General features: G+C 36.4%; 20 protein-coding genes and 1 pseudogene. 15 read left to right on the top strand and 6 right to left on the bottom strand.

The genetic code is table 11. The features are described from left to right. Positions 1-50: 50 nt before the first annotated feature. From grpE to F6K06_RS14815, 6 genes and pseudogenes are all read left to right on the top strand, one after another. The gene (gene grpE, locus F6K06_RS14840) at positions 51-767 is read left to right on the top strand and encodes a nucleotide exchange factor GrpE (protein WP_287241846.1); all 717 of its coding nucleotides are present in this window, start codon (positions 51-53) and stop codon (positions 765-767) included. A 628-nt stretch (positions 768-1,395) separates the two neighbouring features. After that, complete coding sequence (gene dnaK, locus F6K06_RS14835; protein WP_124142654.1) at positions 1,396-3,414, top strand: molecular chaperone DnaK; 2,019 nt, start codon at positions 1,396-1,398, stop codon at positions 3,412-3,414. Positions 3,415-4,341: 927 nt separating this feature from the next. Continuing rightward, on the top strand, positions 4,342-5,469 hold the full coding sequence (gene dnaJ, locus F6K06_RS14830; protein ID WP_124142653.1) for a molecular chaperone DnaJ: 1,128 nt from the start codon (positions 4,342-4,344) through the stop codon (positions 5,467-5,469). A gap of 386 nt (positions 5,470-5,855) precedes the next feature. Beyond that, positions 5,856-6,125 carry a sulfurtransferase TusA family protein gene (locus F6K06_RS14825; RefSeq protein ID WP_124142652.1) on the top strand — a complete coding sequence of 90 codons (270 nt, stop codon included), beginning with the start codon at positions 5,856-5,858 and terminating at the stop codon, positions 6,123-6,125. Next, positions 6,122-7,243: a small ribosomal subunit biogenesis GTPase RsgA gene (gene rsgA, locus F6K06_RS14820; protein WP_287241841.1), complete on the top strand. Its 1,122-nt coding sequence runs from the start codon at positions 6,122-6,124 to the stop codon at positions 7,241-7,243. The genes F6K06_RS14825 and rsgA overlap by 4 nt, the downstream gene beginning before the upstream one ends. 273 nt (positions 7,244-7,516) lie before the next feature. Then, a pseudogene (locus F6K06_RS14815) lies at positions 7,517-7,694 on the top strand (IS1 family transposase); the annotation flags it as partial. Positions 7,695-8,250: 556 nt separating this feature from the next. On the opposite strand, the gene F6K06_RS14810 reads toward F6K06_RS14815, so the two are convergent. After that, the gene (locus F6K06_RS14810; protein WP_287241838.1) at positions 8,251-11,244 is read right to left on the bottom strand and encodes a PAS domain S-box protein; all 2,994 of its coding nucleotides are present in this window, start codon (positions 11,242-11,244) and stop codon (positions 8,251-8,253) included. A gap of 348 nt (positions 11,245-11,592) precedes the next feature. Between F6K06_RS14810 and trpD the strand changes: the two genes are divergently transcribed. Next, on the top strand, positions 11,593-12,654 hold the full coding sequence (gene trpD / locus F6K06_RS14805) for an anthranilate phosphoribosyltransferase (RefSeq protein WP_124142660.1): 1,062 nt from the start codon (positions 11,593-11,595) through the stop codon (positions 12,652-12,654). A 252-nt stretch (positions 12,655-12,906) separates the two neighbouring features. Here trpD and F6K06_RS14800 read toward each other — a convergent pair whose 3' ends face one another. Further along, positions 12,907-13,548, bottom strand: coding sequence for a TIGR02281 family clan AA aspartic protease (locus tag F6K06_RS14800; RefSeq protein WP_124142649.1), 642 nt, complete (start codon positions 13,546-13,548; stop codon positions 12,907-12,909). Positions 13,549-13,840: 292 nt separating this feature from the next. Here F6K06_RS14800 and carA point away from each other — a divergent pair, with 292 nt between their 5' ends. From carA to F6K06_RS14775, 5 genes are all read left to right on the top strand, one after another. Beyond that, positions 13,841-15,001, top strand: a complete 1,161-nt coding sequence (gene carA / locus F6K06_RS14795) for a glutamine-hydrolyzing carbamoyl-phosphate synthase small subunit (protein WP_124142648.1) — start codon at positions 13,841-13,843, stop codon at positions 14,999-15,001. Between the two features lie 159 nt (positions 15,002-15,160). After that, on the top strand, positions 15,161-15,538 hold the full coding sequence (locus F6K06_RS14790) for an STAS domain-containing protein (RefSeq protein ID WP_124142647.1): 378 nt from the start codon (positions 15,161-15,163) through the stop codon (positions 15,536-15,538). Positions 15,539-15,797: 259 nt separating this feature from the next. Continuing rightward, the gene (locus F6K06_RS14785; protein WP_192901016.1) at positions 15,798-16,190 is read left to right on the top strand and encodes a Mini-ribonuclease 3; all 393 of its coding nucleotides are present in this window, start codon (positions 15,798-15,800) and stop codon (positions 16,188-16,190) included. Positions 16,191-17,243: 1,053 nt separating this feature from the next. After that, positions 17,244-18,107: a 23S rRNA (guanosine(2251)-2'-O)-methyltransferase RlmB gene (gene rlmB, locus F6K06_RS14780; RefSeq protein ID WP_124142645.1), complete on the top strand. Its 864-nt coding sequence runs from the start codon at positions 17,244-17,246 to the stop codon at positions 18,105-18,107. A gap of 300 nt (positions 18,108-18,407) precedes the next feature. Continuing rightward, positions 18,408-18,692, top strand: coding sequence for a DUF1816 domain-containing protein (locus F6K06_RS14775; protein WP_124142644.1), 285 nt, complete (start codon positions 18,408-18,410; stop codon positions 18,690-18,692). Positions 18,693-19,150: 458 nt separating this feature from the next. On the opposite strand, the gene F6K06_RS14770 is transcribed toward F6K06_RS14775, so the two are convergent. Continuing rightward, complete coding sequence (locus tag F6K06_RS14770) at positions 19,151-19,969, bottom strand: alpha/beta fold hydrolase (RefSeq protein WP_124142643.1); 819 nt, start codon at positions 19,967-19,969, stop codon at positions 19,151-19,153. Between the two features lie 461 nt (positions 19,970-20,430). Between F6K06_RS14770 and F6K06_RS14765 the strand changes: the two genes are divergently transcribed. Further along, positions 20,431-21,003 carry a sugar O-acetyltransferase gene (locus F6K06_RS14765; RefSeq protein ID WP_124142642.1) on the top strand — a complete coding sequence of 191 codons (573 nt, stop codon included), beginning with the start codon at positions 20,431-20,433 and terminating at the stop codon, positions 21,001-21,003. A 631-nt stretch (positions 21,004-21,634) separates the two neighbouring features. Here F6K06_RS14765 and F6K06_RS14760 read toward each other — a convergent pair. Next, positions 21,635-21,802, bottom strand: a complete 168-nt coding sequence (locus F6K06_RS14760) for a hypothetical protein (RefSeq protein WP_161564282.1) — start codon at positions 21,800-21,802, stop codon at positions 21,635-21,637. Between the two features lie 3 nt (positions 21,803-21,805). Then, positions 21,806-21,913 (bottom strand): HEAT repeat domain-containing protein, encoded by a 108-nt coding sequence (locus F6K06_RS14755; RefSeq protein ID WP_240038716.1) that lies wholly within the window; start codon positions 21,911-21,913, stop codon positions 21,806-21,808. On the opposite strand from F6K06_RS14755, the gene F6K06_RS14750 reads away from it, so the two are divergent. Together F6K06_RS14750 and F6K06_RS14745 are read left to right on the top strand one after the other, a co-directional pair. Next, entirely contained in the window at positions 21,908-22,387 is a 480-nt protein-coding gene (locus F6K06_RS14750) for a hypothetical protein (protein ID WP_124142640.1), read from the top strand. The two genes, F6K06_RS14755 and F6K06_RS14750, sit on opposite strands and share 6 nt — an antisense overlap. Positions 22,388-22,912: 525 nt before the next feature. Continuing rightward, complete coding sequence (locus F6K06_RS14745; RefSeq protein ID WP_124142639.1) at positions 22,913-24,187, top strand: DNA cytosine methyltransferase; 1,275 nt, start codon at positions 22,913-22,915, stop codon at positions 24,185-24,187. A gap of 386 nt (positions 24,188-24,573) precedes the next feature. Here F6K06_RS14745 and F6K06_RS14740 read toward each other — a convergent pair whose 3' ends face one another. After that, positions 24,574-24,885: an FHA domain-containing protein gene (locus F6K06_RS14740; RefSeq protein WP_275670251.1), complete on the bottom strand. Its 312-nt coding sequence runs from the start codon at positions 24,883-24,885 to the stop codon at positions 24,574-24,576. Positions 24,886-24,888 lie beyond the last annotated feature (3 nt).

The following is a 24,888-nucleotide window of genomic DNA, read 5'->3' as shown; positions in this document are numbered from 1 at the left end:
AAAGCAAAATTAAAAGCAGTAACAACCGTCAGTATCCAGGAGAAAATTAAATGGTAGGAGAGATACCATCAGCAGAAACAACAAATCAAGAAATACATGAAAATATGGAAGTGGTTGAGGCAAACGCAGAATTAGACTCATCTCAAAAACTTGAAAATATTGAGGAAGTATCTGAAGATAATGGTTCTGTAAATACAGACCAACAAAACTTCGAGCAAATGTCACAGAATATAGTCCTTTTAAAAGAGGCAAATGAATCTCTGCAAACTCAGGTAGAAACTACCAAAGTTCAGCTAGAAGAGAAAGATATTCAATACAAAAGACTAGCCGCAGACTTTGAGAACTTCCGTAAACGTACACAAAAAGAAAAAGAAGAACTGGATGTACAAGTCAAGTGCTCGACAATCATCGAATTATTACCAGTAATTGACAATTTTGACCGTGCTCGTTCTCAAATTAAACCAGCTAATGATGGAGAAATGAATATCCACAAGAGCTATCAGACTGTCTATAAGCAAATGGTAGATACTCTCAAACGACTGGGAGTTTCTCCTATGCGTCCAGAAGGTCAAGAGTTTGACCCAAATCTACATGAGGCAGTAATGCGAGAAGCAACAACAGAATATCCAGAAGGAACTGTGACAGAAGAGTTAGTGCGGGGATATACTCTCGGAGATCGTGTCCTCCGACACGCCATGGTAAAAGTAGCCACAGCTCCAGAACCTGTAGAATCTACAGAAGAAACTCAAACTGATCCAGAAGGTTAAAGGTAAAAAATGGCAGTCCGAAAGTTCCCAGAAGATTTATCCCCTGGTAGAATAACTACACGCTGGAGAAATCCCGGTTTCAACGTCTGGTATAATTGTTGAATGCGATTAAGAATAAGGTTTGTCGCCATGACCTTTAGCTGTTTGGAGTTAAACTCCGGTAGATAGGAGACGGGAATGATATTTCCTAGGAAAGCTGTTAGCTCCGCATTTGACACCGAAAAGTAAGAAGGCAGCTAAAGCAGCGATTTATTGCTCCAGCATTTTGAGTAAAACCACTCTCAAAGCTAAAAAAAAAAGTAACCTCACAGCTAGATTTTGATCTATGCCGAGGAGTCTAGGAGTCTGTTGACAGGTTTCAACCATAAGCGGGTTTATCCCTCTATGCGGTAGCCAAACCACAAAATCCAGGGTGTTTCAACCCCTGGATATGTTAAAACACTTCCATATTTTTGTTTAATCACCACACTTAGTAAGTTGTATTCACACTATTCAAAATTAGCTAAAAGAAAATACAAGTGTAAAAATTTCAATCTAAAATCTTACCGAGATTACTTGATTTGTTCTGAATACAACTTTACTAAAAAAACTCAAAATATTTTTGACTATTTAAGAACGCCGAAGCACTATGGGAAAAGTCATTGGCATTGATTTAGGGACAACTAATAGTTGTGTGGCCGTCTTAGAAGGGGGCAAACCAATTGTAATTTCCAACTCAGAAGGTGGGCGTACAACACCAAGTATTGTGGGATTTGCGAAAGGGAACGAACGCTTAATTGGCCAACTAGCAAAGAGACAATCAGTAAACAATGCAGTAAATACAGTTTACAGTATCAAAAGGTTTATTGGCAGAAGATGGGACGATACAGAAGAAGAGCGCTCCCGAGTTCCATATACCTGTATTAAGGGTAAAGATGATACTGTAAATATCCAGATACGAGGCAAGAATTATACAGCTCAAGAAATTTCAGCAATGATTCTGCAAAAAATGAAGCAGGATGCTGAAAAATATTTAGGAGAATCTGTTACTCAAGCAGTAATCACAGTACCCGCTTACTTTACAGATGCACAAAGACAAGCAACTAAAGATGCAGGAACAATTGCTGGTCTGGAAGTGCTGCGAATTATCAATGAACCAACTGCTGCTTCTTTATCTTATGGCTTAGATAAGCAAGACCAAGACCAGACCATTTTGGTATTTGACCTTGGTGGTGGGACTTTTGATGTTTCGATTTTACAGTTAGGAGATGGCGTATTTGAAGTTAAGGCAACTTCCGGTAACAACCATCTAGGAGGAGATGATTTTGATAATTATTTAGTCCGTTGGTTGGTAGAAGAGTTTATAGACCGGGAAGGCACAGACTTATCGGCAGATAGAATGGCGCTACAAAGACTCCGAGAGGCAGCAGAAAAGGCAAAAATAGAACTATCTTCTGCCCAGATTACCAATATAAATTTACCATTTATCACTGCTGACGAAACAGGGCCAAAACACTTGGAGACCCAATTAACTCGTGCTCAATTTGAAAAATTAATACAAAATCTTACTAAAAGTACGATTAAACCAGTAGAACAAGCTCTGAAAGATGCTGGTATAACACCAGAAAAGATAGACAAAATTATTCTGGTGGGAGGGTCTACTAGAATACCAGCAGTTCAGGCAGCAATAAGTAATTATTTTAACATTCAAACTCCTGATACTTCCGTTAATCCCGATGAAGCTGTGGCATCGGGAGCAGCAATTCAAGCTGGTATTTTAGGTGGTGAAGTTAAAGACCTTTTGCTATTAGATGTGATTCCTTTATCCCTGGGGTTAGAAACTTTAGGGGGAATATATACCAAGGTAATAGAAAGGAATACTACAATTCCTACCAGTCGCTCTCAGATGTATTCTACTGCCGTGGATGGACAAACTTCTGTAGAAATTCATGTCCTTCAAGGGGATCGGGCAATGGTTAAAGATAATAAAAGTTTAGGTAAGTTTTTACTCAAAGGAATTCCTCCAGCTCCTAGAGGTATACCTCAAATAGAAGTTAACTTTGATATTGATGCTAATGGAATTCTGAAAGTTAAGGCCTTAGATATAGGAACGGGTAGAGAACAAAGTATTGAAATTAGTAATACAGGTGGTTTGAATGAAGCAGAAATTAAACGAATGCAACAAGAAGCAGAAATTTATGCGCAACAAGATATTCAACAACAAAAATTAGCAGAATTGAGAAATCAGGCAGATACTCTTCTATACAATTACGAAGCAACTATCAAAGAACATGGTGATTTTATTGATGAACAGTTAGCAACAGAACTTGAAGAAAGCTATGAACATTTCAAGCAAGTTCTCATTAACTCAAGAACTGAAAATAATTATGACCAGTTAAATCAGCACATTGAAGAATTCAGGCAAAAGCTTTTTGCTTTAGGTGAAACTTTATACGACCGAAGTGGCGGTGAAAAGATAGATTCACTAGAAAAAGAGAAGATTACTCAGCTTCCTCTAGATTCAGAAACTTCAGAAGAAGAAACTTTAGAGCAAGAAACTAATACACCAATTGATAGTAACCCAACTAAAAATGAGGCAACTTCAGTTAAGGCTGAAGAATCAACTGAAGAACCTGAAAGTGAATTTGGAAAAAATCCATTCCTTTGACACTCGCCCGTTAAATCGAAGATTATAAGGGGCGATTCTTGGCTCAAAGACACTTAACTAGATTAACCAAATTACTCTGATTGATCCCCATAAGTACGTCTCCCCAAGCATTTTAATTACGGTATGCCCTACCGCTATCAATCCACTATTGTAACCACCCTCGTTGGTGGCTTACCATTACCGATATAATTCTTTACAATATAGAAAGTTTTAATGGTCTCGATATTTGAGGAGAGTAGAGAGCTTGACTTTTAGCACCATCTATGATATAAACTTAATACCCACTTATCCCTGATATTTGAGAAATGTTAAGAAAGATGTGGATGGGTAAAGCATAGTTTGGCAGTGAGGTATTAAACCAGTCACTGAAAATATAATGTAGTAACTAGGTGGAGTAAGATTTTTATTAACAAAAAAGTCTATGTTAGAGTGGTAGAATGTGCATAAATATATTGGTAAATTTAAGACCGGATAATATGATCGCCCGATATTTTTAACCTTTGGTCGCAAAAAGTCCCGCGCTATTGTAATAGAATGGCCGTTAAATTGGTAATTTACTTGGAGTTGTATGGGGATGCGAGTGAAATTTTAGATATAATAAATTAGTACTTGCAGCGAACTATAGCTGTCAAGGTGAAAACCAAGCATATAAATAAATAAAAATTTAGCCTGTGGACCCTGTGTAAGACCAAGAAAGTTTTCAGACCATGGAGGCATTGGCGGTTGAAGCAGCATATCTGACACTATCTAGCGACAGCTTTGGTGTTGGGTACTTCAAAGATAAAAGTTATAGGACTTACCCATGAACGCTATTGGTAGGGTGTGTTAGCACGAGTGTAACTGAGCAATACCCCTTATGTAGTGCCTTTGCGTAAGTACTGAGTTAAACAATACACATATTAACACTAATTCTAGGCAATCAGCTCTATGGCCAGCGATTATTATGAAATTCTAGGTGTTTCTCGTACAGCAGACAAAGAGGAACTAAAGCGTGCTTACCGTCGCTTGGCTCGTAAGTACCACCCAGACGTGAACAAAGAGCCAGGAGCAGAAGAACGCTTTAAAGAAATAAATCGTGCTTACGAAGTTCTCTCAGACCCAGAAATAAAAGCTCGTTACGACCGCTTTGGGGAAGCAGGAGTATCAGGAGCAGGAGCGCAAGGTTTCTCCACAGATTTTTCAGACAGTTTCGCTGATATATTTGAAAGCTTTTTCAGTGGATTTTCTGGAGGAATGGGGACACAAGGGCGTAGGCGTACAGGTCCAGTTAGAGGTGATGACCTACGCATAGACCTGAATCTGGATTTCCACGAAGCTGTATTTGGTGGGGATAAAGAACTAACCATCAAACATTTAGAGGTCTGTGAAACTTGCAACGGTTCGGGTGCCAAACCAGGTACAAAACCCAAAACTTGTTCTACTTGTGGGGGAAGTGGTCAAGTACGCCGGGCAACAAGGACTCCTTTCGGTAGTTTTACTCAAGTTTCGGTTTGTCCTTCCTGTAATGGTACTGGGCAAATAATAGAAGAAAAGTGCCCAACCTGTGGTGGACGTGGGCAAAATGAGGTTACAAAAAAAATAAAGATTACTATCCCAGGAGGGGTAGACAATGGTACTCAGTTACGAGTATCTAAAGAAGGAGATGCAGGTAAGATGGGTGGACCACCTGGAGACTTGTATGTTTTCTTGGGGGTCAAAAAAGACTCAGAGTTTAGAAGAGATGGAATTAATATTCTATCTGAAATAAAAATTAGTTATTTACAAGCAATTTTGGGCTGTAGTCTGGAGATAAATACAGTTGATGGCAAAGCAGAATTAATAATTCCAGCAGGTACTCAACCAAATACTGTTCTAACTTTAGAAGATAAAGGAGTACCGAAATTGGGTAATCCGGTAAGCCGTGGTGACCATCTCATTACAATAGTAATAGATATTCCCACAAAAATTACTACAGAAGAACGTGAGTTGCTGGAAAAACTGGCAAGCATTAAGGGCGATCGTATAGGAAAAGGTGGCATAGAAGGGTTTTTAGGAAACTTATTTCACCAAAAATGATCAAGAAAGGGAATAAACAAAGGCAGAAGGCAGATAGCAGAGGGCAGAAGGAACAATTGGTTAGGGTTTTATACCTCAACCAATTGTAGACACCGTGTAGACCGTGGGGTTTTATACCCTTGTTCCCTTCGGTCACTGCCAGAGGACAGGATTCAACAATTAATAATTAATAATTAATAATTAATAATTAACAATTACCTCTCCTTGAAAAGAAGAGGATTGACTCAAAGGAAAATTTTTTCTCATTTCTCCTTTAAAGGAGAGGATTTTTACCTTAATTATTCGGTTAGAATTCCCTTCTGCCTCTTGCCCTCTGTCTTTCCTGATAATAATTGATTGCAACTATACTATTAAAAATTAAAAGATTGGAGAGACAATATTAAATTATGGATTCTCAACCTCAAGTTCAGCAGCAAAAAATACCAGATGCCCAAATAGATTTGCGAGGTACTCCCTGTCCAATTAATTTTGTCAAGACAAAACTACACCTAGAAAAAATGATGCCTGGAGAAATTTTGGAAGTTTGGCTAGACCAAGGAGAACCAATAGAGCAAGTACCTGATAGTTTGATGATAGAAGGTTATCAAATAGAAGAAATAAGCGATCGCTCTGAATATTTTATCCTGAAGGTACGTCGTCCGGAAACGGTTGCATGAGTTGTTCAGAAGAGGGTGATATCTTAGAAGCAAATAAGGATTTGGTAGGGACAGTTGTAGCAGTCCAAGCAAATTTTTACCAAGTTAAGCTCGATACAAAAAATGATTTGGTAAAAAAAACAACAGAAAATTTTACCCAACTCCTGTGTACCCGCAGATCGCGATTGAAGAAAATAGGCCAGAAAGTAATGGTCGGCGATCGCGTGGTGATAGAAGATCCTGACTGGGCAGGTGGACGAGGAGCTGTTGCTGAGGTTTTGCCAAGAACAACAGAACTAGACCGTCCTCCTGTAGCTAATGCAAACCAGGTAATGTTAGTGTTTGCTATGGCAGAACCAGATTTAGACCCTATTGCTTTAACAAGATTTTTAGTAAAGGCAGAGTCAACAGGTTTAGAGGTATGTTTATGTTTGAATAAGTGCGATCTTGTCACACCAGAGCAAATAAAGAAATGGCGCAATAAAATTTCTCAGTGGGGTTACAATCCATTCTTTATTAGTGTGGAAACATATGCAGGTTTGGGGATAGCAAAAGATAATTCGGTTTCTCTGTGGGAAAAACTGAAAAATAAAATTACCGTAATTTCTGGTCCTTCTGGAGTTGGGAAGTCAAGTTTAATTAACTATTTGATTCCTCATGTTAATTTAAGAGTAGCTGCAGTATCAGGAAAGTTGTCACGGGGACGACATACTACTCGTCACGTTGAATTATTTGAGCTACCGACTGGGGGTTTATTGGCAGATACGCCTGGTTTTAATCAACCACAGTTAGAGTGCGAACCTTTGGAGTTAGGGTATTTGTTTCCAGAAGTGCGACAGTATTTAACAGCAGGAAGTTGTCAATTTAGTGACTGTTTGCATTGGGATGAACCTAACTGTGTAGTCAGGGGTGATTGGGATAGGTATGAATATTATTTGATGTTTTTGGAGGAGGCGATCGCGCATCAAGAAGCTTTGCAACAAAAACCTGATGTTGAGTCAAACTGGAAGGCAAAAATAAAGTCAGGTGGCGAACAAAAGTTGGAACCGAAGTTAGTTAGTAAAAAGTATCGCCGTTCTTCGAGAAGATTACAGCATCAGCAGTTACAAGATTTGTGCGAAGAATTCGATGAATTTTAGTAGCTTTGTAGGTTGGGTTGAACTTGGGAAACGCAACATCAATCTTAGGAATTCAATCTCACATCAATATGAGGAATGTTAGCGCAGTTTATGTGTAGAATAAACCCAGCATCAATCTCAGGAATAAAATCCCACATCAATATATTTTTGTTGGGTTGCGCGTTGGCGGAGCCTAGCGGCAGCTATATCGCTTAACCCAACCTACAGTATTATAATTAATGGCGTTGGTAAATTAGGGTATAATGTTTTCCAAAACCTTATAGGTGAACTTGAATGCAATGTCCTGAATGCCAATCAACTCACGTTAACAAAAATGGAAAAAACAAAGGAAAACAGAATTACATCTGTGTTGATTGTCGAAGACAGTTTTTAGACTGTTATCAAACACAAAGAAGCTCCAAAAGATGAGCTAAAACATGAATATCTAACTATGTACGTTAATGGTATGGGTTTGTAGGTTATATCATGTCCGGATAATTAGTTATAAAAAAAAGTTTCTCTTTACTTCTTCTTTCTTCCCTCCTGAATCCTGAATCCTGACTCCTGACTCCTTCGTCGTTTATTTAACTGTTCAACCGGACATGATATTACTCTAAGTCTGAAATTATGCTGGGAGATGAGAGTGAAATTATTAATTCACGCTTCTTAAATTCAGAGATATTCCTGTACCATTCACTCAAAAACTTCTAACTGTTTAGCGCACGCATTCTTTCCTCATCATACCTTCATTTACCAACGCCGTATTTCGGCGTTGGTAAATTACAGGATGAAATTTGTAGGGGCAATCCCCCAATGATTAACTGAGGTGGGTTACAGAGCGCTACCCCAAAATATAAATCATCCCATCAATTACCAACGCTGAATAATATACAATCACTGGCTAATAATCGCTCAAAACATTATTGAATCCTAATAATTACTTAATCATTGAAATCTTGCATAACTATAGAATTTTTTTTCAAAATTGTATAATATCATCAAAAATTACTTCACTTTTGACCAAAACATTATACTGGCTGTGTAATCGGAATTTCCATGACAAACTCTGCTCCCTCATCAGGGGTAGAAATACAACTCAACTTTCCCTTGTGTTTTTCCACAATAATTTGATAACTAATAGACAAACCTAAACCAGTACCTTTCCCTGCCGGTTTAGTAGTAAAAAATCGCTCAAATAAATGCTTCTTAACTTCCTCATCCATACCTAAACCATTATCTATAATCTTCACTATAACTTTGTCTGATATAGCTTCTGTTTTAATTTTAATAGTAGGAGTTTTATCTTGGCAATTATCATTTTCAAAAGCCTCTTCTAAAGCATCAATAGCATTACCAATTAAATTCATAAATACCTGATTTATCATACCAACATAACATTCTACTAAAGGCAATTCTCCATACTCCTTATGAACTTTAATTTCAGGTTTTTTTCCACGCCCTTTAAAACGATTTTGGAGAATTACTAAAGTACCATTAATACCATCATGAAAACTCATCAGAGTTTTTTTCACGTCATCTTTACGAGAGAAATTACGCAGAGAACTCACAATATCACTAATTCTTTCTGTCCCTATTTGCATTGCTGATATTACCTTGGGCAAATCATGCCTCATAAAATCTAGATCTATCTCCTCAAATTCTTGTTTAATGTAATCTGGTGGATCGGAACAATATTCTTCATAAAGATTTAGTAAATTCATCATGTCTTGAACATAATGATTCAAATGGACTATATTTCCATAAACAGAAGTTATAGGATTCTTAATTTCGTGAGCAATTCCTGCTATTAATTCACCCAAGCTAGACATCTTTTCACTATTAGTTAAAGTCGTCTCCGCTTCATTCAGTTCTTGCAAAGTATTTTCTAATTTTCGCTTTTGTTTTCTTAACTCATTTCGAGATTGCTTTAGTGCTGCTTCTGCATTTTTACTCTCAGTAATATCTGTAATAAAACCTTCTAAAGCTATTAATTTTCCTGACTCCGAAAATACTCCTATTCCCTGTTCCCAAACCCATTTAATTTTTCCAGTTTTAGTAGTAATTCGATAAACTACTTGATAATGCTTATTTTCCTGTACAGCAAACCGTATAGCATTCCATAAACGTTGTCGATCTTCTCGATGAATTAATTGTGATAAAAATATTTTCTGTGAACCAAAAAAATCTTTGACTCGGTAACCAGTTAATGAATAGCAACCTTCACTTACAAATTCCACACTTCGATGTAGATCGTTGCAAAAACGATAGGCCATGCCTGGCAAATTACTCACTAAAGTAGCTAATTTTCTTTGACTTTCATATAAAGCTTTTTCTGCATGTTTGCGTTCAGTAATATCTGTAATAACTGTTAACAAACAAAGTTCATTACCAATATCAATAATCTCTGCAGACAACAACCATACTCTAATTGCACCAGATTTAACTCTGAACTCGTATTCCTGATTTTTCACAACTCCTTGCTGTTGTAAGTTCTGTATAAATTCAGTTCTTGCTTCTGGATATACCCATATTTTCAACTCTTGTGCAGTCAAACCGATTATTTCTTCACGGCAATAACCCATTATCTTCAAAAAACCATCATTTACTTCGATAAACCGCCCATTCTCAAAAGTAGTAATACTGATCGGGTTGGGACTACAACGAAATGCTTTTGAGAACTTTTCCTCCGATAATCGTAACTTTGCTTCTACTTGTTGACGTTCAGATATCTCTTTCTGTAATCGCTCAACTACTTCCTGTAGTTCAATTGTTCGTTTTTCTACCCGCTTTTCTAACTCCTCATTTGCCTGCTTTAGTGTTTTTTCTTTTAACACCCGATTGCTAATATCTAAAACTACTGCTTGCCAACCATCTCTACCATCAAACTTCATAGAAGTTAAGAAAACTTCTGCCGGAAATTCAGAACCATCTAAACGTTTATATCGCCAATTAAAACGACTTATGCCTCTGTGTAATGCTATTTCTAAATAACGTTGAAATTTCGTACTTGAATTTTCTTTTCCAGGCTGTTTTAGAGGGCTGAATTGCCAAGGAAGTTTTCCACACAAATCTGATTTATTACTACAGCAAAATAATTTTAAGGCAGCAGAGTTACAATCAATAAAGCCTAGTTCATTTATGAATAAAACCGCATCTTGAGTAGATTCATATAAATCGCGAAACTTTTTTTCTGAAGCTTGTATAGTAGCAATTAATCCTGTTTGGATAGCTCTAGCTTGTTTACTTTCAGTAATATCTCTTGTTACTTGAGAAAAACCCCGTAATTGTTCGTTATTATCATACAAAGCTGTGGTAATTACACTAGTCCATAATTGCGTTTTATCTTGCCTAAAACAGATATTTTCTCTCACAAATTTACCTTTTTCTTGAGCAATTTTTAATTCTTTCTCTGGTAGGTGATTTTTAATATCTTTTTGAGTATAAAAAGTCGATAAATGTCTACCAATAACTTGCTCGGATTGATATTTATAAATACGCTCTGCTCCAGAATTCCAGCTAACTATATATCCGTCAGCATCCAACATAAATAAGGCATAATCTTGAACACTTTCTATTAATAATCTTTGTCTTTCTTCGTTTTCTTGCAAAGCAACTTCTGTCTGTTTACGTCTGGTAATATCTTCAACAAATCCTTCATAATATAAAAAATTTTTCTGGCGATCACGAACTACCCAGGCATTTTCAGCAATCCAAATTATTGTACCATCTCTGCGATAAATCTGGGATTCAAATTCGGAAACTTCTCCTTTTTCTCGTAAAATATCAACAAATTCGTCACGTCGCTGAGAATCTACATAAAGTTGATTTTTAATATCTGCCAATGCAGCAATCATTTCTGTAGAAGAGTCATAACCATAGATGCGAGCTAGTGTAGCATTAGCACTAATGTAGGTTCCTTCAAGTGTTGTTTGGTAAATTCCTACAACTTTATTCTCAAATATACTGTGATATTTATCTTCCATTTGCTGTAATGTCTCTTGGCTTTTCTGAAGATTAATCATTCAAATTTCCCGTTCCAGATTGATAATTGTATGTAACTATTTTTACCTACTGAAGAAGTTTATTATTGAATTAATGTACCCTTTTAGTTATTATATATCTTGACATATTTATAACTTTTTGGCTTAAATATGCGACCATTATCTTAAAAATAAAATTACTGTAGAGAAAGTTGGAAATAAATGTATTTGACTTTTGACTTTTTTTTGTAGACTTATGCTTGATTGTGGAAAATATTCTTTTCAAAGATACATATACAAGATAAACATAAGATAATTAGATAGTGGAAAAATGTATATTTACTTTTAGATATGACTGGTTCTATTGCTCAAAACCAACAAGGTATATCAATGATTAACTCTTCTACTAATGAATGGCCGAGTTTATTACAGCAGTTACTTGATGGCCAATCTTTATCTTCATCTCAAGCATCGAATTTAATGCAAGGATGGCTGCAAGAAGAAATTCCACCTGTTCTATCAGGAGCAATTTTAGCTGCCCTGCAAGCTAAAGGTGTATCTGCAGAAGAATTAGCAGGTATGGCAAAAGTATTACAGTCTTTATCCTTAACAAAAGAAGATGGCGATCGCTCTACTCCCATCACCAACTCCAAATATCCAGTTATTGATACTTGCGGTACTGGTGGAGACGGAGCTTCAACATTCAATATTTCTACTGCGGTTGCCTTTGTCGTAGCTGCGGCCGGAGTGCCAGTAGCTAAACATGGAAACCGTTCTGCTTCTGGTAAAGTTGGTTCTGCTGATGTATTGGAAGCATTGGGAATACGTTTGAGCGCTCCCACGGAAAAAGTAATATCCGCAGTATCTGAGGTGGGAGTAACTTTCTTGTTTGCACCAGGTTGGCATCCCGCAATGAAATCTGTAGTTCCTCTACGTCGTACTTTAAAAGTACGAACTGTATTTAATCTTTTAGGTCCTTTAGTTAACCCTTTGCGTCCTCAAGGTCAAGTCATCGGAGTATTTAATTCTAACTTAGTAGAAACTATAGCTCAAGCTTTAGGAATATTGGAGTTAAAATCGGCGATCGTTCTCCACGGTAGAGAAAAACTAGATGAAGCTGGTTTGGGCGATATTACCGACTTAGCTATTTTATCTAATGGAGAGGTACGAATGACAACCGTTAACCCCCAAGATTTAGGATTAAATTTGGCTCCCATAAGTGCCTTACAGGGTGGGGAGGTAGAAAAAAATGCTGAAATTTTACAGAATGTTCTCCAAGGTAAGGGGACTTCTGCACAGACAGATGTAGTCGCTTTGAATAGTTCTCTGGCACTACAGGTAGCAGGTGTTGTACCACTAGAAGCTCATGCAGAAGGTATTGCTAAAGCTAAAGATATTCTCGAGAGTGGAGCAGCTTGGTTGAAATTAGAGCAGTTAGTTAAATTCTTATAAATCTGCAAAAACTTCTCCATCCGAAAAGCGTAGAAACCGGGTTGATTTTAAATACTTACCATACTAATATTTACCAGCCACAAACCAGGTTTCTACACTTAAAAAAAATCATAGCCCCCATCACCAACGCCCAGATATACTTAATTATTTACTCCTAGTTATTGACTCTTAATTGACGACCATGATTTTCTCCTAAATCCTGACTCCTTATTCTATGAGCTTCACATAAAATTTTTTATAAATATGATGCTTCTAACTACTAGAACGTACCCGTAACTCTACTAATTTTTCTTTAACTGTCATATCATAACTACCAAAAAAGTCTTGTCCCAGCAGTGGTATCTCTGCTTCAGGAGGTGCGATAACAACAGTAAATTGTTTGAACTCTAAACCTCCCGCAGAAATAGAACCAACTATTCCTGCTTGTACTTCTACTTCTCTACCATCAGCAACTTTTACAGTTCCCCGACCATAAGGTACTACTTTCAAAGAGTCTGCCATTTCCTGAGTAATAATGGTTTTACTAGCTCCAGTATCTAAAAGCATTTCGTATTTCTGATCCCCATTAAAAATAACTTCAACAATAGGAATACCTTCTGCACCATCTGTACGTTTAACAATTGGTATTTCATATAACCCTGCTGTTGTAGTTGAAGTTGATACCTCCTCTGGTAATTCTTCTGGAAACAGACGACAAACTGATATTGTTAAGTCCTTCCTATTTCCTGCTTCATCAAGCATAAAACATCCTGGATATTCTTGAGCGATCGCTGCAGTACAAATTAATGTAGTCACTAATATTGATGGTATTTGCCAAAAGATCGTTTTCACCTGTTGTTTGTGCTTAATTAGATTTCTATCAGTAGAATTGTAGAGTGAAGAATTTTCCATCATAATTAATTACTTTTTAAGAATTTCAATTATTTGTTTATTGTTAAGTTTTAAACTTTAAGCTAATTTTATCTTATTTAATTGATGAATGTAATCTGTACTTGTGACTACTACATTTTTCGTAAACCTAATATATTCTCAATGACCTAAGTAAATATTCTGACCTAATATTTAAAGAAGCAGTCAGCAGAATCATTAGGATCATTTTTTTAATGTTTAGAATGGGATTTTAACCCAAGCTGTTAAAAGCTGATAGCTAGTTAAATTAAATACTAATTAATTGAGAGGAATTAAAATGTCAATCTCACCTCAACCTGCTCTTCTGGTACTAGCAGATGGAACTTCTTACCGTGGCTTATCTTTTGGCGCTCCAGGAACTACCATTGGAGAAGTGGTATTTAACACAGGAATGACTGGTTATCAGGAAGTTCTCACAGACCCAAGTTATCGTGGGCAAATTGTTACTTTTACCTACCCAGAATTGGGAAATACAGGAGTTAATCCTGAAGATGAAGAGTCCAATCAACCACAAATCAAAGGTGCGATCGCTCGTAATATTTGTCCACGTCCTAGTAACTGGCGCTCAACTCAATCTTTGTTAGAGTATCTTCAAGAACATAAAATTCCTGGAATTTATGGTATTGATACCCGTGCTTTGACCAAAAAAATTCGGACTTTAGGAGCAATGAATGGGGCAATTTCTACAGAAATTCTAGACCCAACTGAATTGCTACAAAAAGTTCAGTCTGCCCCTAGTATGGCAGGATTGAATTTAGTTCAGGGAGTAACAACTAAAGAAGTTTATCAATGGTCTGAACCCACTAATGCAGCTTGGGAGTTTAATCCTTCTGTTTCTGGTTACAGTGGAGAAAAGTATACAGTAGTGGCCATTGACTTTGGAGTGAAAAAAAATATCCTACGACGTTTAGCTAGCTATGGTTGTCGAGTTGTAGTTGTTCCTGCTAATACGCCACCAGAAGAAATTCTCAAGCACAACCCAGATGGTATTTTCCTGTCCAACGGCCCAGGAGACCCCGCTGCTGTTAACGAAGGTATTGAGACTACTAAAGAGTTACTTAAATCATCTAAACCTGTTTTTGGTATTTGTATGGGACACCAAGTCCTCGGTCTTGCTTTAGGAGCCGACACTTTTAAATTAAAGTTTGGCCACCGTGGTCTCAATCAGCCAGCAGGTTTACAGCAAAAAGTGGAGATTACAAGTCAAAATCATGGATTTGCGATTCATCCAGATTCTTTAGCTACTGAGGTAGAAATTACACATCTTAACTTGAATGACCAAACTGTTGCCGGTTTACGACATAAATCTTTACCTTTGTTCTCAGTACAATACCACCCTGAAGCCAGCCCTGGTCCCCACGATGCTGATTACTTGTTTGAACGTTTTGTCCAGGTAATGCAAGATGAGCGCAGAGCTAAAGCCTCGAAATCAAAGTAGGATTTTGCCTGCAAATTTTGTGTATTCCTTACTTAAATTGTACAATTTTTTTTTGCATCATTTGTCTTTCAAAATAAGTTATCTTTAGGAGTAGACAAATTTTACATAAAAAAGTATAATTGACATTCGACTTATGCAAAATCAAGCTAGGAGGGTGTTATTCCTGAGCCTAAGCCATTAGCCCTGACTGTTAGCCTGAGATGCACTCATGAAGAGAGGAATAACTACCAGCTATTCCGCCTAACAGGGTTACTAGATGCCTTTTCAGAAGGTACTTTTAACAAAACGCTGAAGACAAAAATCGATCAAGGGCCAAAAAACATTATTTTGGATTTGTCCAAAATAGACTTTGTTGATAGCTCTGGGTTAGGAGCACTCGTACAACTGGTAAAGCATACCAAACAATATGAAGAAGGTACGTTGCAAATAGTTTCCAATGCCCGTGTCAATCAAACTGTTAAATTGGTTCGTTTAGAGAAATTTTTGTCTTTACGCTCTTCATTAGATGAAGCTATAGAGAATGTCAAGATATCTTGACAAGGCCAGGCAATGACCGACTGTTTAATATAGCTATAGATGCTATCTCCCGTCAAAAATCAAAGGGCGAGACGGGAGTTGGTCAAGCCTGATTGAGATGGAAAAAACTAGAAAGATTGTGAAAACAAAATTTGGCCTGTCTTGTTAAATAGAAATTAAAACTTAAGTTAAGCAAAAATTTTTCTACGGGGATATTAGAAGAAGGACAATTAATATTTTATCGAGTAGAAAAGCTGGTCTAACAAGGAGAACGATCGGTTTGCAACAATTAAACCTTGTGGCACTAACACCAACAGAAATTCAAAAAACTACACCCTCAGCTTGGGCATATCTGGGGGATGCTATTTATGAATTGTATGTTCGGAGCTACTACTTAATACCAGCTAAAAGATCGCGGTCTTATCATCAACTGGTGGTAGCGCAAGTTAGAGCAGAAAGTCAAGCTCATCATTTACATAATTTAAAACCTCATCTTACTAGTTTAGAGTTAGATATTCTCAAGCGAGGACGCAACGCTGCTTTTGGGAAACCAAAAAGATTAGACCCAGAAGTTTATCAACAGGCTACCAGTTTAGAAGCTTTAATTGGTTACTTATATTTAACAGATCCTCAACGATTAAATCAATTACTAGGCTATATAAAATTAGATTAAAGAATAGAAAGAATTAAAAAGGTTAATTTAAAAGGGGTAAAAACAGAAACCCAAATCCTACCTAAATATACTCTTTCCCTACTCTTTTTCAAATTTTGGTAGTCCTGCAACGGTAATGGTATTGATTGAACTTAGGACAAATTACCTAATGATGTCAGCTGTTATTACCTCAGCTCTAATTAAAAGAAAGCGTTCGAGGGATGGCGTTTTGCTCCGCAACATGTAAAGCGGAGCGACTCTCTCTGTCAAGAGCGGGTCTCCTCGACATATCCAATCGACCAAGAGAGAGGATGTATTTTGGTTTCTTTCTCACTTCCCGTCTTCTCATCTCTCCCACTCCCCTACTCCCTGCTCTTGCGTAAAATTTGGTATTAAGATATATTTTCTGTTCCCTATCCGGTTAATGTACAACAAATAGTGATTTTCGCTCGAAAACTTAAGTAATTTGTAAATACCATTACTTTTAAAATTAGCCTTTAGAGTAGTTTTTATATTATGTTCGGTAGAACACTTATAATTATTGCTCTGCTGATTAAATATAAAAGCATTGACATATAAAGACAAGTGCCTTTTTGGGAACGAAAAAAGTGCGCCTGTTTCAGCTCTTCACGCTCATGCATGGAGCGTATTTTAGGCGCATAGTTGGGCAGAACAATCTTGGGACAAAACGCCCGCTCCTACTTCCTCGCTCCCGATCCATTTCTCCCCTCCTGGGAGGGGCGAGGGGTGGGTTGTCTCCTGTCTCCTACCCCTACTAAAATACTTTTGAGCGCAAACCCTAATTAGGCTCGTAGTTTTGCTTGAGCAATAATATAAGTATTGCAAGGGCTAGAACAAAACTACAAACAAAAACTTTACTATAAGTAATTATCAGAAATTATAAGTAATTATCCGCAATTCGTAGCTCCCCCGGAGGGGGCACATGATATTACTCCCTACTCCCTGGTATCTACTTACAAATGTTAAATTAATTTTGCATAGGTATTTATATTACCTGGGGCCTTATGGCCTATGCCGCCTGTATTAAGAATAAAATTAGATTTGATATGAGCTATGCCTATAAAACCTTCAAAATTTAACTATCAAGACAAACCCCAAAAACAGAAATCAATTAAACTCAAAAGTAGGCAGTCAAGCAATGATAATTTAGAGGCCACAAGGGAAGATGACGATCTAATCTATGGACGACATACTGTACAAGCAGCCCTCAAAAGTGAGCGTTCCTTAAACCGCATCTGGGTTATTTCGCCACTGAGATACGATCCCAGGTTTCATACATTGCTCAATGAGGCTAAAGCCAGAGGTACGATCATAGATGAAGTAGATGATAGACGCCTAGATCAAATTACCCATAGAAAAAATCATCAGGGTATTGCTGCTCAAATATCCCCTTACGAGTACAAAGAGCTTGACGAACTAATTTCTCAAGCTAAATCTAAAACCGAGCAACCTATATTGTTAGTAGCTGATGGTCTCAACGATCCCCATAATTTAGGAGCTATTATTCGGACGGCAGAAGCTCTGGGAATACAAGGTTTAGTTATTCCACAAAGACGAGCAGTAGGAATAACCTCGACTGTAACAAAAGTTGCTGCAGGAGCTTTGGAAAATTTTCCGGTAGCCAGAGTTATTAATCTGAGTCGTGCTTTGGAAGAATTGAAAAAAGAGGGATTCTGGATATATGGTACTGTAGCTGACAATGGGGATCTTATTCATACTGTAAAGTTTACAGGAGCTATTGTTCTAGTTATTGGTAGTGAAGCAGAGGGTTTAAGCCTTCTGATCCAAAAAAATTGTGATGCCTTAGTATCTATACCAATGTCAGGAAATACACCTAGTCTCAATGTATCAGTAGCAACTGGTATAGCCCTTTATGAGATCTATAGACAACGCTGGTCAAAAAGTTTGCGTATGTAGTGAAAAATATAATTGAAAAAATAGAAGTTGCGTAGTATAACAAAAATAGAGAGGAGAAGTATAGCTTAACATGGGTTAAACAGTCTTCTATCAGCTACATGGCTCTGACCAGCGAAATAGATTTTGAAACTCCCGGTTGACTATAATGAACACTCTTTGTAATTTGTATAGTTTAGTTATCGATTCAAATTTTTCCTGATAGTTTGTTTAGAATTTTTGCTCATAAAGTTGCAAACATTGGCAGATGTGAGAATCAGTAACTTCAAAAGCAACTACTAATACAAAAATTATTAACATAGTATGAAAGAAACATTGGCAAACTTATTAAACTTTTCTGGTCTGGCTTGGTGGGTTAAAATTTTTACTACTAACCCTTGTTGCACTTATTATTTTGGACCTTTTTTTACATTTGAAGAAGCAAAAGCTGCTGAAGCTGGCTATATAGAAGATTTAAAAGACGAAAGTGCTCAGGGTATTCAGGTGTTTATTGAGCAGTCTAAACCTGTGGAGTTAACTATTTATGATGAATTAGAAAATAGTAGTAATGAAACAGTAATAAATCCTGCTTTTAGTCCCCAAACTTAATCCTTTTCAGGAAATTATAAAATTTGAAGATAAATGGTGTTGCTGAGTAATAGTATAACTTTGAAGTTAGTAGTCGATAAGAGTCAAAGATACTAAATAAACTACTAATTGCTTGATACTAGATAGAAAAATAGTAAAGCTTATTAATTACTCTTGATTTACTTTAATTTAAGTCTTGATATCTGTTTTCAGCAATGCCAATAAATTATAATTAGGAAATTATCAACTTTTCTTAATTTTGACTTTTAATTGACTTTTACAAGAATTTCTAATACCAATTTCATAAAATATTGCTACAGTCTCGACACTGGTAACAGGCAACAGGGAAAAAACTGGATAAAAAAGAGGAAAAGATACTTGATTTTGACATTTGATGGATATATACAATTTTTAATTGTAGCAATAAATTACAAGTTAAGATGTAACTACCTTTTTTGAATTTGGTATAATATTTTTGATTATTTTTGCTGAAGCTGTATCCATTTTTTAATATCTGTTAGCACTTGCTGAGAAATTTCCCAAGGAAAAAGATGAGCGGTGTTAGGATAGCATTGCCAATGTGCATGATTGAGATGTAGAGCTGTTTCTTGACTGGACTCAGGAGTAATATGGCAATCGCTTGCCCCAGCTAATACTAAGCAAGGACATTGAATTTGTGGCAGAGCGCTCAATCTGTTATAGTCACTTCTTAAAGCTTGATTTAATGCTCTAGTGGCAAATTTAGAAGTTTGTAAATAGGCAGAAACGGCTTCTTTTGCTAAATATTTATAGCTGGCAGGAGTGTGTTGTTGAATGAGATATCTAAATAGTGATCGCTTGCCAAAAGTATCAATATTCCATTGCCATCCAGGCATCAACCAATTTATGATCCCCGCTAAACCAGTATAAAGATTATCCTGCCAAGTAATAGGTGGATGATTACCTCTAGGTCGTGCTGCGGTACCTATTAAAATCAGACCTGCAACTTTCTCTGGGTTTTTTAGAGCTAACTCCATTGCTATAATTCCACCTAACGACCATCCTAATATAAAATATTTGGGGATTTGAAGTTGGTCTAGCAGTATTTCTAAATCTACTAAATGTTGAGTAATCTCAAAGTCTTTTTTCGTATAACTTTTGCCATAACCTCTTAAGTCAGGAGCAATAGTTTGAAAGTTTTGGCAGAGGGAGTTGGTAAAGACAGACATACATTGGCCTGAACCTGGATGTCCGTGGAGGCAAAGAATGGGAAAACCTTCTCCTTTGAGTTGAAAATGTAGTGGTAATGATGAGACCATGATTTTTTTTTCTGTAAAATTTTCTTTATATACCTTACCTTGCTTTCAAGTCTAGTTAATATAATTACAGCAGATTGCAGGTAGATGAGGTACAAATATAAATGGTAAAGTCTTTGTAGTGCGGGCATCTTGCCCGCGACTGGTGTACCTCACTAATATGAAATATGCTGTAAATTACATCCTCAGGACTTACGCAGAGACTCTACATATAGCGAGGGTGAATATCATTCGCCCCTACAAATGGTGGTTTAAAAGTCAATTTGCGTAAGTCCTGATCCTAATAACGATAATTCAGATAAAAAATTTACTAAACCCTTTTTATTTTTATCTTTTGGGTTTAATACCCCGCCGCCACTCGCGGTGTTTACAATTAGTTTGGGTTGGAGTCCCCATCAACTTTTTCCATCTTCCATCTTCCATCTTCCATCTTCCTTGTTCAATCCTAAGTATTAATTTCTGTTATGGAGTCAAACCAAAATCAAATTACAGAAAAGCAAAAGATGCTAAACGGGCAATATTATAATGGCTTTGATAAAGACTTACTAAAAGATAGACAAAGAGCTAAAAGTTTATGTCAAAAATTGAATAATATTCCAGATGGCAGTCAAGAAGAAAGGGTCAAAATTATCAGAGATTTATTCCAAACCGATCGAGATTGTTGGATAGAATCTCCTTTTAAATGTGACTACGGGTATAATATCCAAATTGGAGATAATTTTTATGCCAACTTTGGTTGTGTTATTCTTGACTGCAATATTGTGAAAATTGGTAGTAATGTAAAGTTAAGTCCTAATGTACAAATTTATACTGCTACTCATCCAATAAATGTGACAGAAAGAATTGCAGGTAAAGAAATGGCTTATCCTATTGAAATAGGGGATAATGTTTGGATAGGAGGGGGTTGTATCATTCTTCCTGGTTTAAAGGTTGGAAAAAATACAGTTATTGGGGCGGGAAGCGTGGTAACGAAAGATATTCCTGAAAATGTTGTTGCAGTGGGGAACCCCTGTCGCGTAATTAAAGAAATTGAATGAATAACAAAGAGTTTTGAAGTATACACAGTATTTATCGTGATTAACTCTATTTTGAAAACTGGCGTTGCATAAATACGGGATGATTTTAATAGTTTTGTGGAATGGGCATCTTGCCCGTTCCTGATATTTTCACCGCAGGCATGATACCCACCCCACTTATATTCATCCCGCCCCTCAGCAATGCCTGAAAACTTAATGAATTACTCCACCCATCATAATATAGAATCCATTTGGTATCTTTGCACGCAGTATGTGCTTTTAGCTGCTGAAGTCAGGAAGACCGAGTCATATCATGTCCGCTGGTATCATTTATGTAAACCCAAGCGTGAATATTTACAGAAAATTTCAGTTTTTTCAGACTTTTAAGTCTTCTGTTCTAGATAAATAAAGCCTTTTTCCATCTTCCTTCTTCCTTACCTTTACAATACGGATGCTACCGGAGTTGATCTCATAACTCCGGAGATTCAGAAATACAATAGGGGAAAAAGGTAGAAAAATGAATGGGTAATCTTGGTCGCGTAATGGTTAAAAGAACAATAGATGTCTGGCATGGGAGCAAGATGCTCCCACTGTTCTTGTAACAAAAATAATGACAATGTACAACCAATGAAAATGCACCACCACCGAAAAATTATCCCTTTTTCTCTAAGAGTTCTACTGCTTCCCTGGGAGTAGAATTTTCTGTAGTAGACACCAACAACTGTAGCAAAGCATTAATCGCCTTCTTATTGCCAGGGTCAATTTTCCCTAAGAGTTTTGCTGCTTCCCTACGAGCATGATGATTAGAAGTAGACTCCAACAATTACAGGAAAGCATTAATTACTTTCTCATTGCCCATGCTAATTTTCCCTAAACTTTCTGCTGCTTCCCTACGAATATTAGGATCGGAAGTAGACCCGAGCAATTGCACCAAAGCATTAGTTGCTTTACTCAAGTATTTAAAAGAATAGCTGCTGAACAAATACAAAATTTACAAACTAAATTTGTACAACAAATCAGTCAAATCATAGCTTCCCCTAAAAATAATGTGCCAAAAACCCTCAATAATTTAATTAAAAATGTACAGAAATTATCATTTGTCAATAGGATGACTTTATATCTGTCAGATAAAACAGATGATACAATTATTTGGAGGTATTCATCACAGACAATTTATCATGAAAAAGACAAAAGAAAATTAGAATGTTTATTTGTGGCCAAAGAATACGAAAAAGCGATTCCATCAGCTTTTCAAGGAAAGCCAGAACTGTTAAAAGTAATCAATGACCGCACAGAATTCCAATGGTACTATATTGTTAAAAATGAAAATAACCAACCTATAGCTGTTTTAAGAGTAAATGGCAATCCTTATGAAAACTTCAGAGAATATAAGTTAGGTATTTGAAAGATATAGTAGTTTATTCTTAAGTATCACCTCTATGAGAACTCTGATAGTCTAAAAGCATTTTTACTTTTACCTGTTATACCAAGCGTGATAAATATTTGCTACAAATAAATAGGTTATTTCTTAGGAGTAAACCCACCCCTAACCCCTCCCAGGAGGGGAAGTCACCGAGTCAGGAGTTAGGAGTTAGAATAAATAGCTTTGATACCATTTATTAGGTCGGAATTTATCTTTTTAGTCCAATGGATATCTCCTATAAAGTCTTTTAATTGCCCAAATTAATTCGTAATATTCTTTTTCCAAATTGGTATTATCTTCTCTCAAAATTAAAGATATATATAAATACAGCAGATTCCATGTAAATGTGGCAAAGTAGTTTAGAGTCCAAATAATGAAAGTAATTTTTAACAAAATACTCAGGATTGGAAAAACTATATTCTTTCTTTCCTACTACCTACTACCGACTCCCTGCTCCCTACCGTACTTCATAAACCACCAAATACTCTGTAAATGTAGAGGTGTAATATGCAACGACCAATAGGTATAGATTTATTTGCAGGTGCAGGAGGTATGACTCTGGGCTTTGAACAAGCAGGATTTGATATACTTGTTTCTGTAGAATTAGACCCCATTCACTGTGCCACTCATCAATTCAATTTTCCTTTTTGGCCAATATTATGTCGTAGCATAGTTGATATTACTGGAGATGACATTAGACAGTTATCAGATATTAAAAATAAAGAAATTGATGTAATTTTTGGTGGTCCTCCTTGCCAAGGTTTTTCTCTGATGGGAAAACGTACCTTAGATGACCCACGCAATACACTTATATCTCATTTTGTTCGATTAGTTTTAGAGTTAAAACCTAAATATTTTGTCATAGAAAATGTCAAAGGATTAACAGTAGGAAAGCAAAATTTTTTTCTTGAGGAAGTCATTGACAAATTATCTAAAAATGGTTATCAAGTTCAGCAACCTTACCAAATTTTAAATGCTGTCAATTATGGTATACCGCAAAATAGGGAAAGATTATTTTTAATGGGATGTAAAAAAGGTTTAATCTTACCAAATTATCCTCTAGCAATTACAAATATTTCTACCGATAAAAAATCAGAAAACTTGATCACTGTTAAGGATGCAATCGGAGATTTGCCAGAAGTAGAAAATTATCCAGAACTATTAGAAAGAGATTGGATAAAAGTAGAAAATGATTATGGTAAACCAAGCAAGTATGCTATAAAATTGCGTAATATTGAACGTTTTAATAATGACTATTCTTATAAACGTGAATACGATCAAACAATATTAACCTCTAGTTTACGCACAAGACATACAGAAAAATCAAGAGAAAGATTTAATGCTACAGCACCAGGAAAAATTGAATCAGTAAGCCACTTTTATAGACTTAATCCTGATGGTATTTGTAACACACTCAGAGCTGGAACACCAAGTAGTAAAGGGGCATATACTTCTCCAAGACCAATACACCCATTTACACCCAGATGTATCACAGTTAGGGAAGCAGCAAGATTACATTCATATCCTGATTGGTTTAGATTTCATGTAACAAAATGGCATGGTTTTAGACAAGTTGGAAATTCAGTGCCACCCCTATTAGCAAAGGCAGTAGCTCAAGAAATTATTCATGTTTTAAATATTAAACCACTTCAACCTAGAGGAAAAAAAATCAAGTTAGAAAAATGGGAAAATTTAGAGTTTAATATGTCTATGGCCGCTAAAAAATATCAGGTAGATCGACATACTATTGCGCCAAGAAGTAGAAAAAAAATAATTAGTTGATATTATATTAATTAAATTAACAAATAAACTCAGAATTTATTTATTTTCATATTCCGGCAGTCTTGTAACCGTAATAGTATTGATTAAACTTGGGACAAATTATCTAATGATTTTAGCTGCGATCGACTCAGCTCCAATTAAAAAAAACGGTGGATCTTCGGAGCTTCCCGTAGGGTGGGATGGCGAGGAGACCTGCGCCATATCCAATCTACACAAGAGAGAGGATATATTTCGGTTTCTTTCCTACTCACAGTTTTTTCCACTCCAGGTATCCCTTACTCCCCTACTCTCTGCTCCCTTTTCACTCAAATTTATTGTCCTAACCAAAGAAGGTAATTTTTAAGTATTTTTTGCACAGTTGTGTAATTAACTTCTATCACTACAAATTAATTAATATGTGTTTGTGTAAAATCCTCATTTGTCAATTCGTTATTATCAAAAACATTAAATATATCTATTTCTTTACTAGATAACTTATTCATTTGTTTTGCAAACTTAGAAGCTAATTGTTTAGTATGAATTTGCAACTTTGGCCCTGAAATGCCCAGCCGAATAATCATATTGTCTACCACTGATGTCTGAATGATTGGCTCATCATTTACATAAGTACCATTAGCACCAAAATTGACCATCATCCAACCAGATGAATTTTTCCATAATTCTGCATGATGGCGAGAAACTACTGCACTATAAATTATTAC

Source organism: Okeania sp. SIO1H4 (assembly GCF_010672695.1).
Taxonomy (GTDB): domain Bacteria; phylum Cyanobacteriota; class Cyanobacteriia; order Cyanobacteriales; family Microcoleaceae; genus Okeania; species Okeania hirsuta.
The sequence above is the reverse complement of the archived record's forward strand: the minus strand, read 5'-3'. Positions and strand labels throughout refer to the sequence as shown.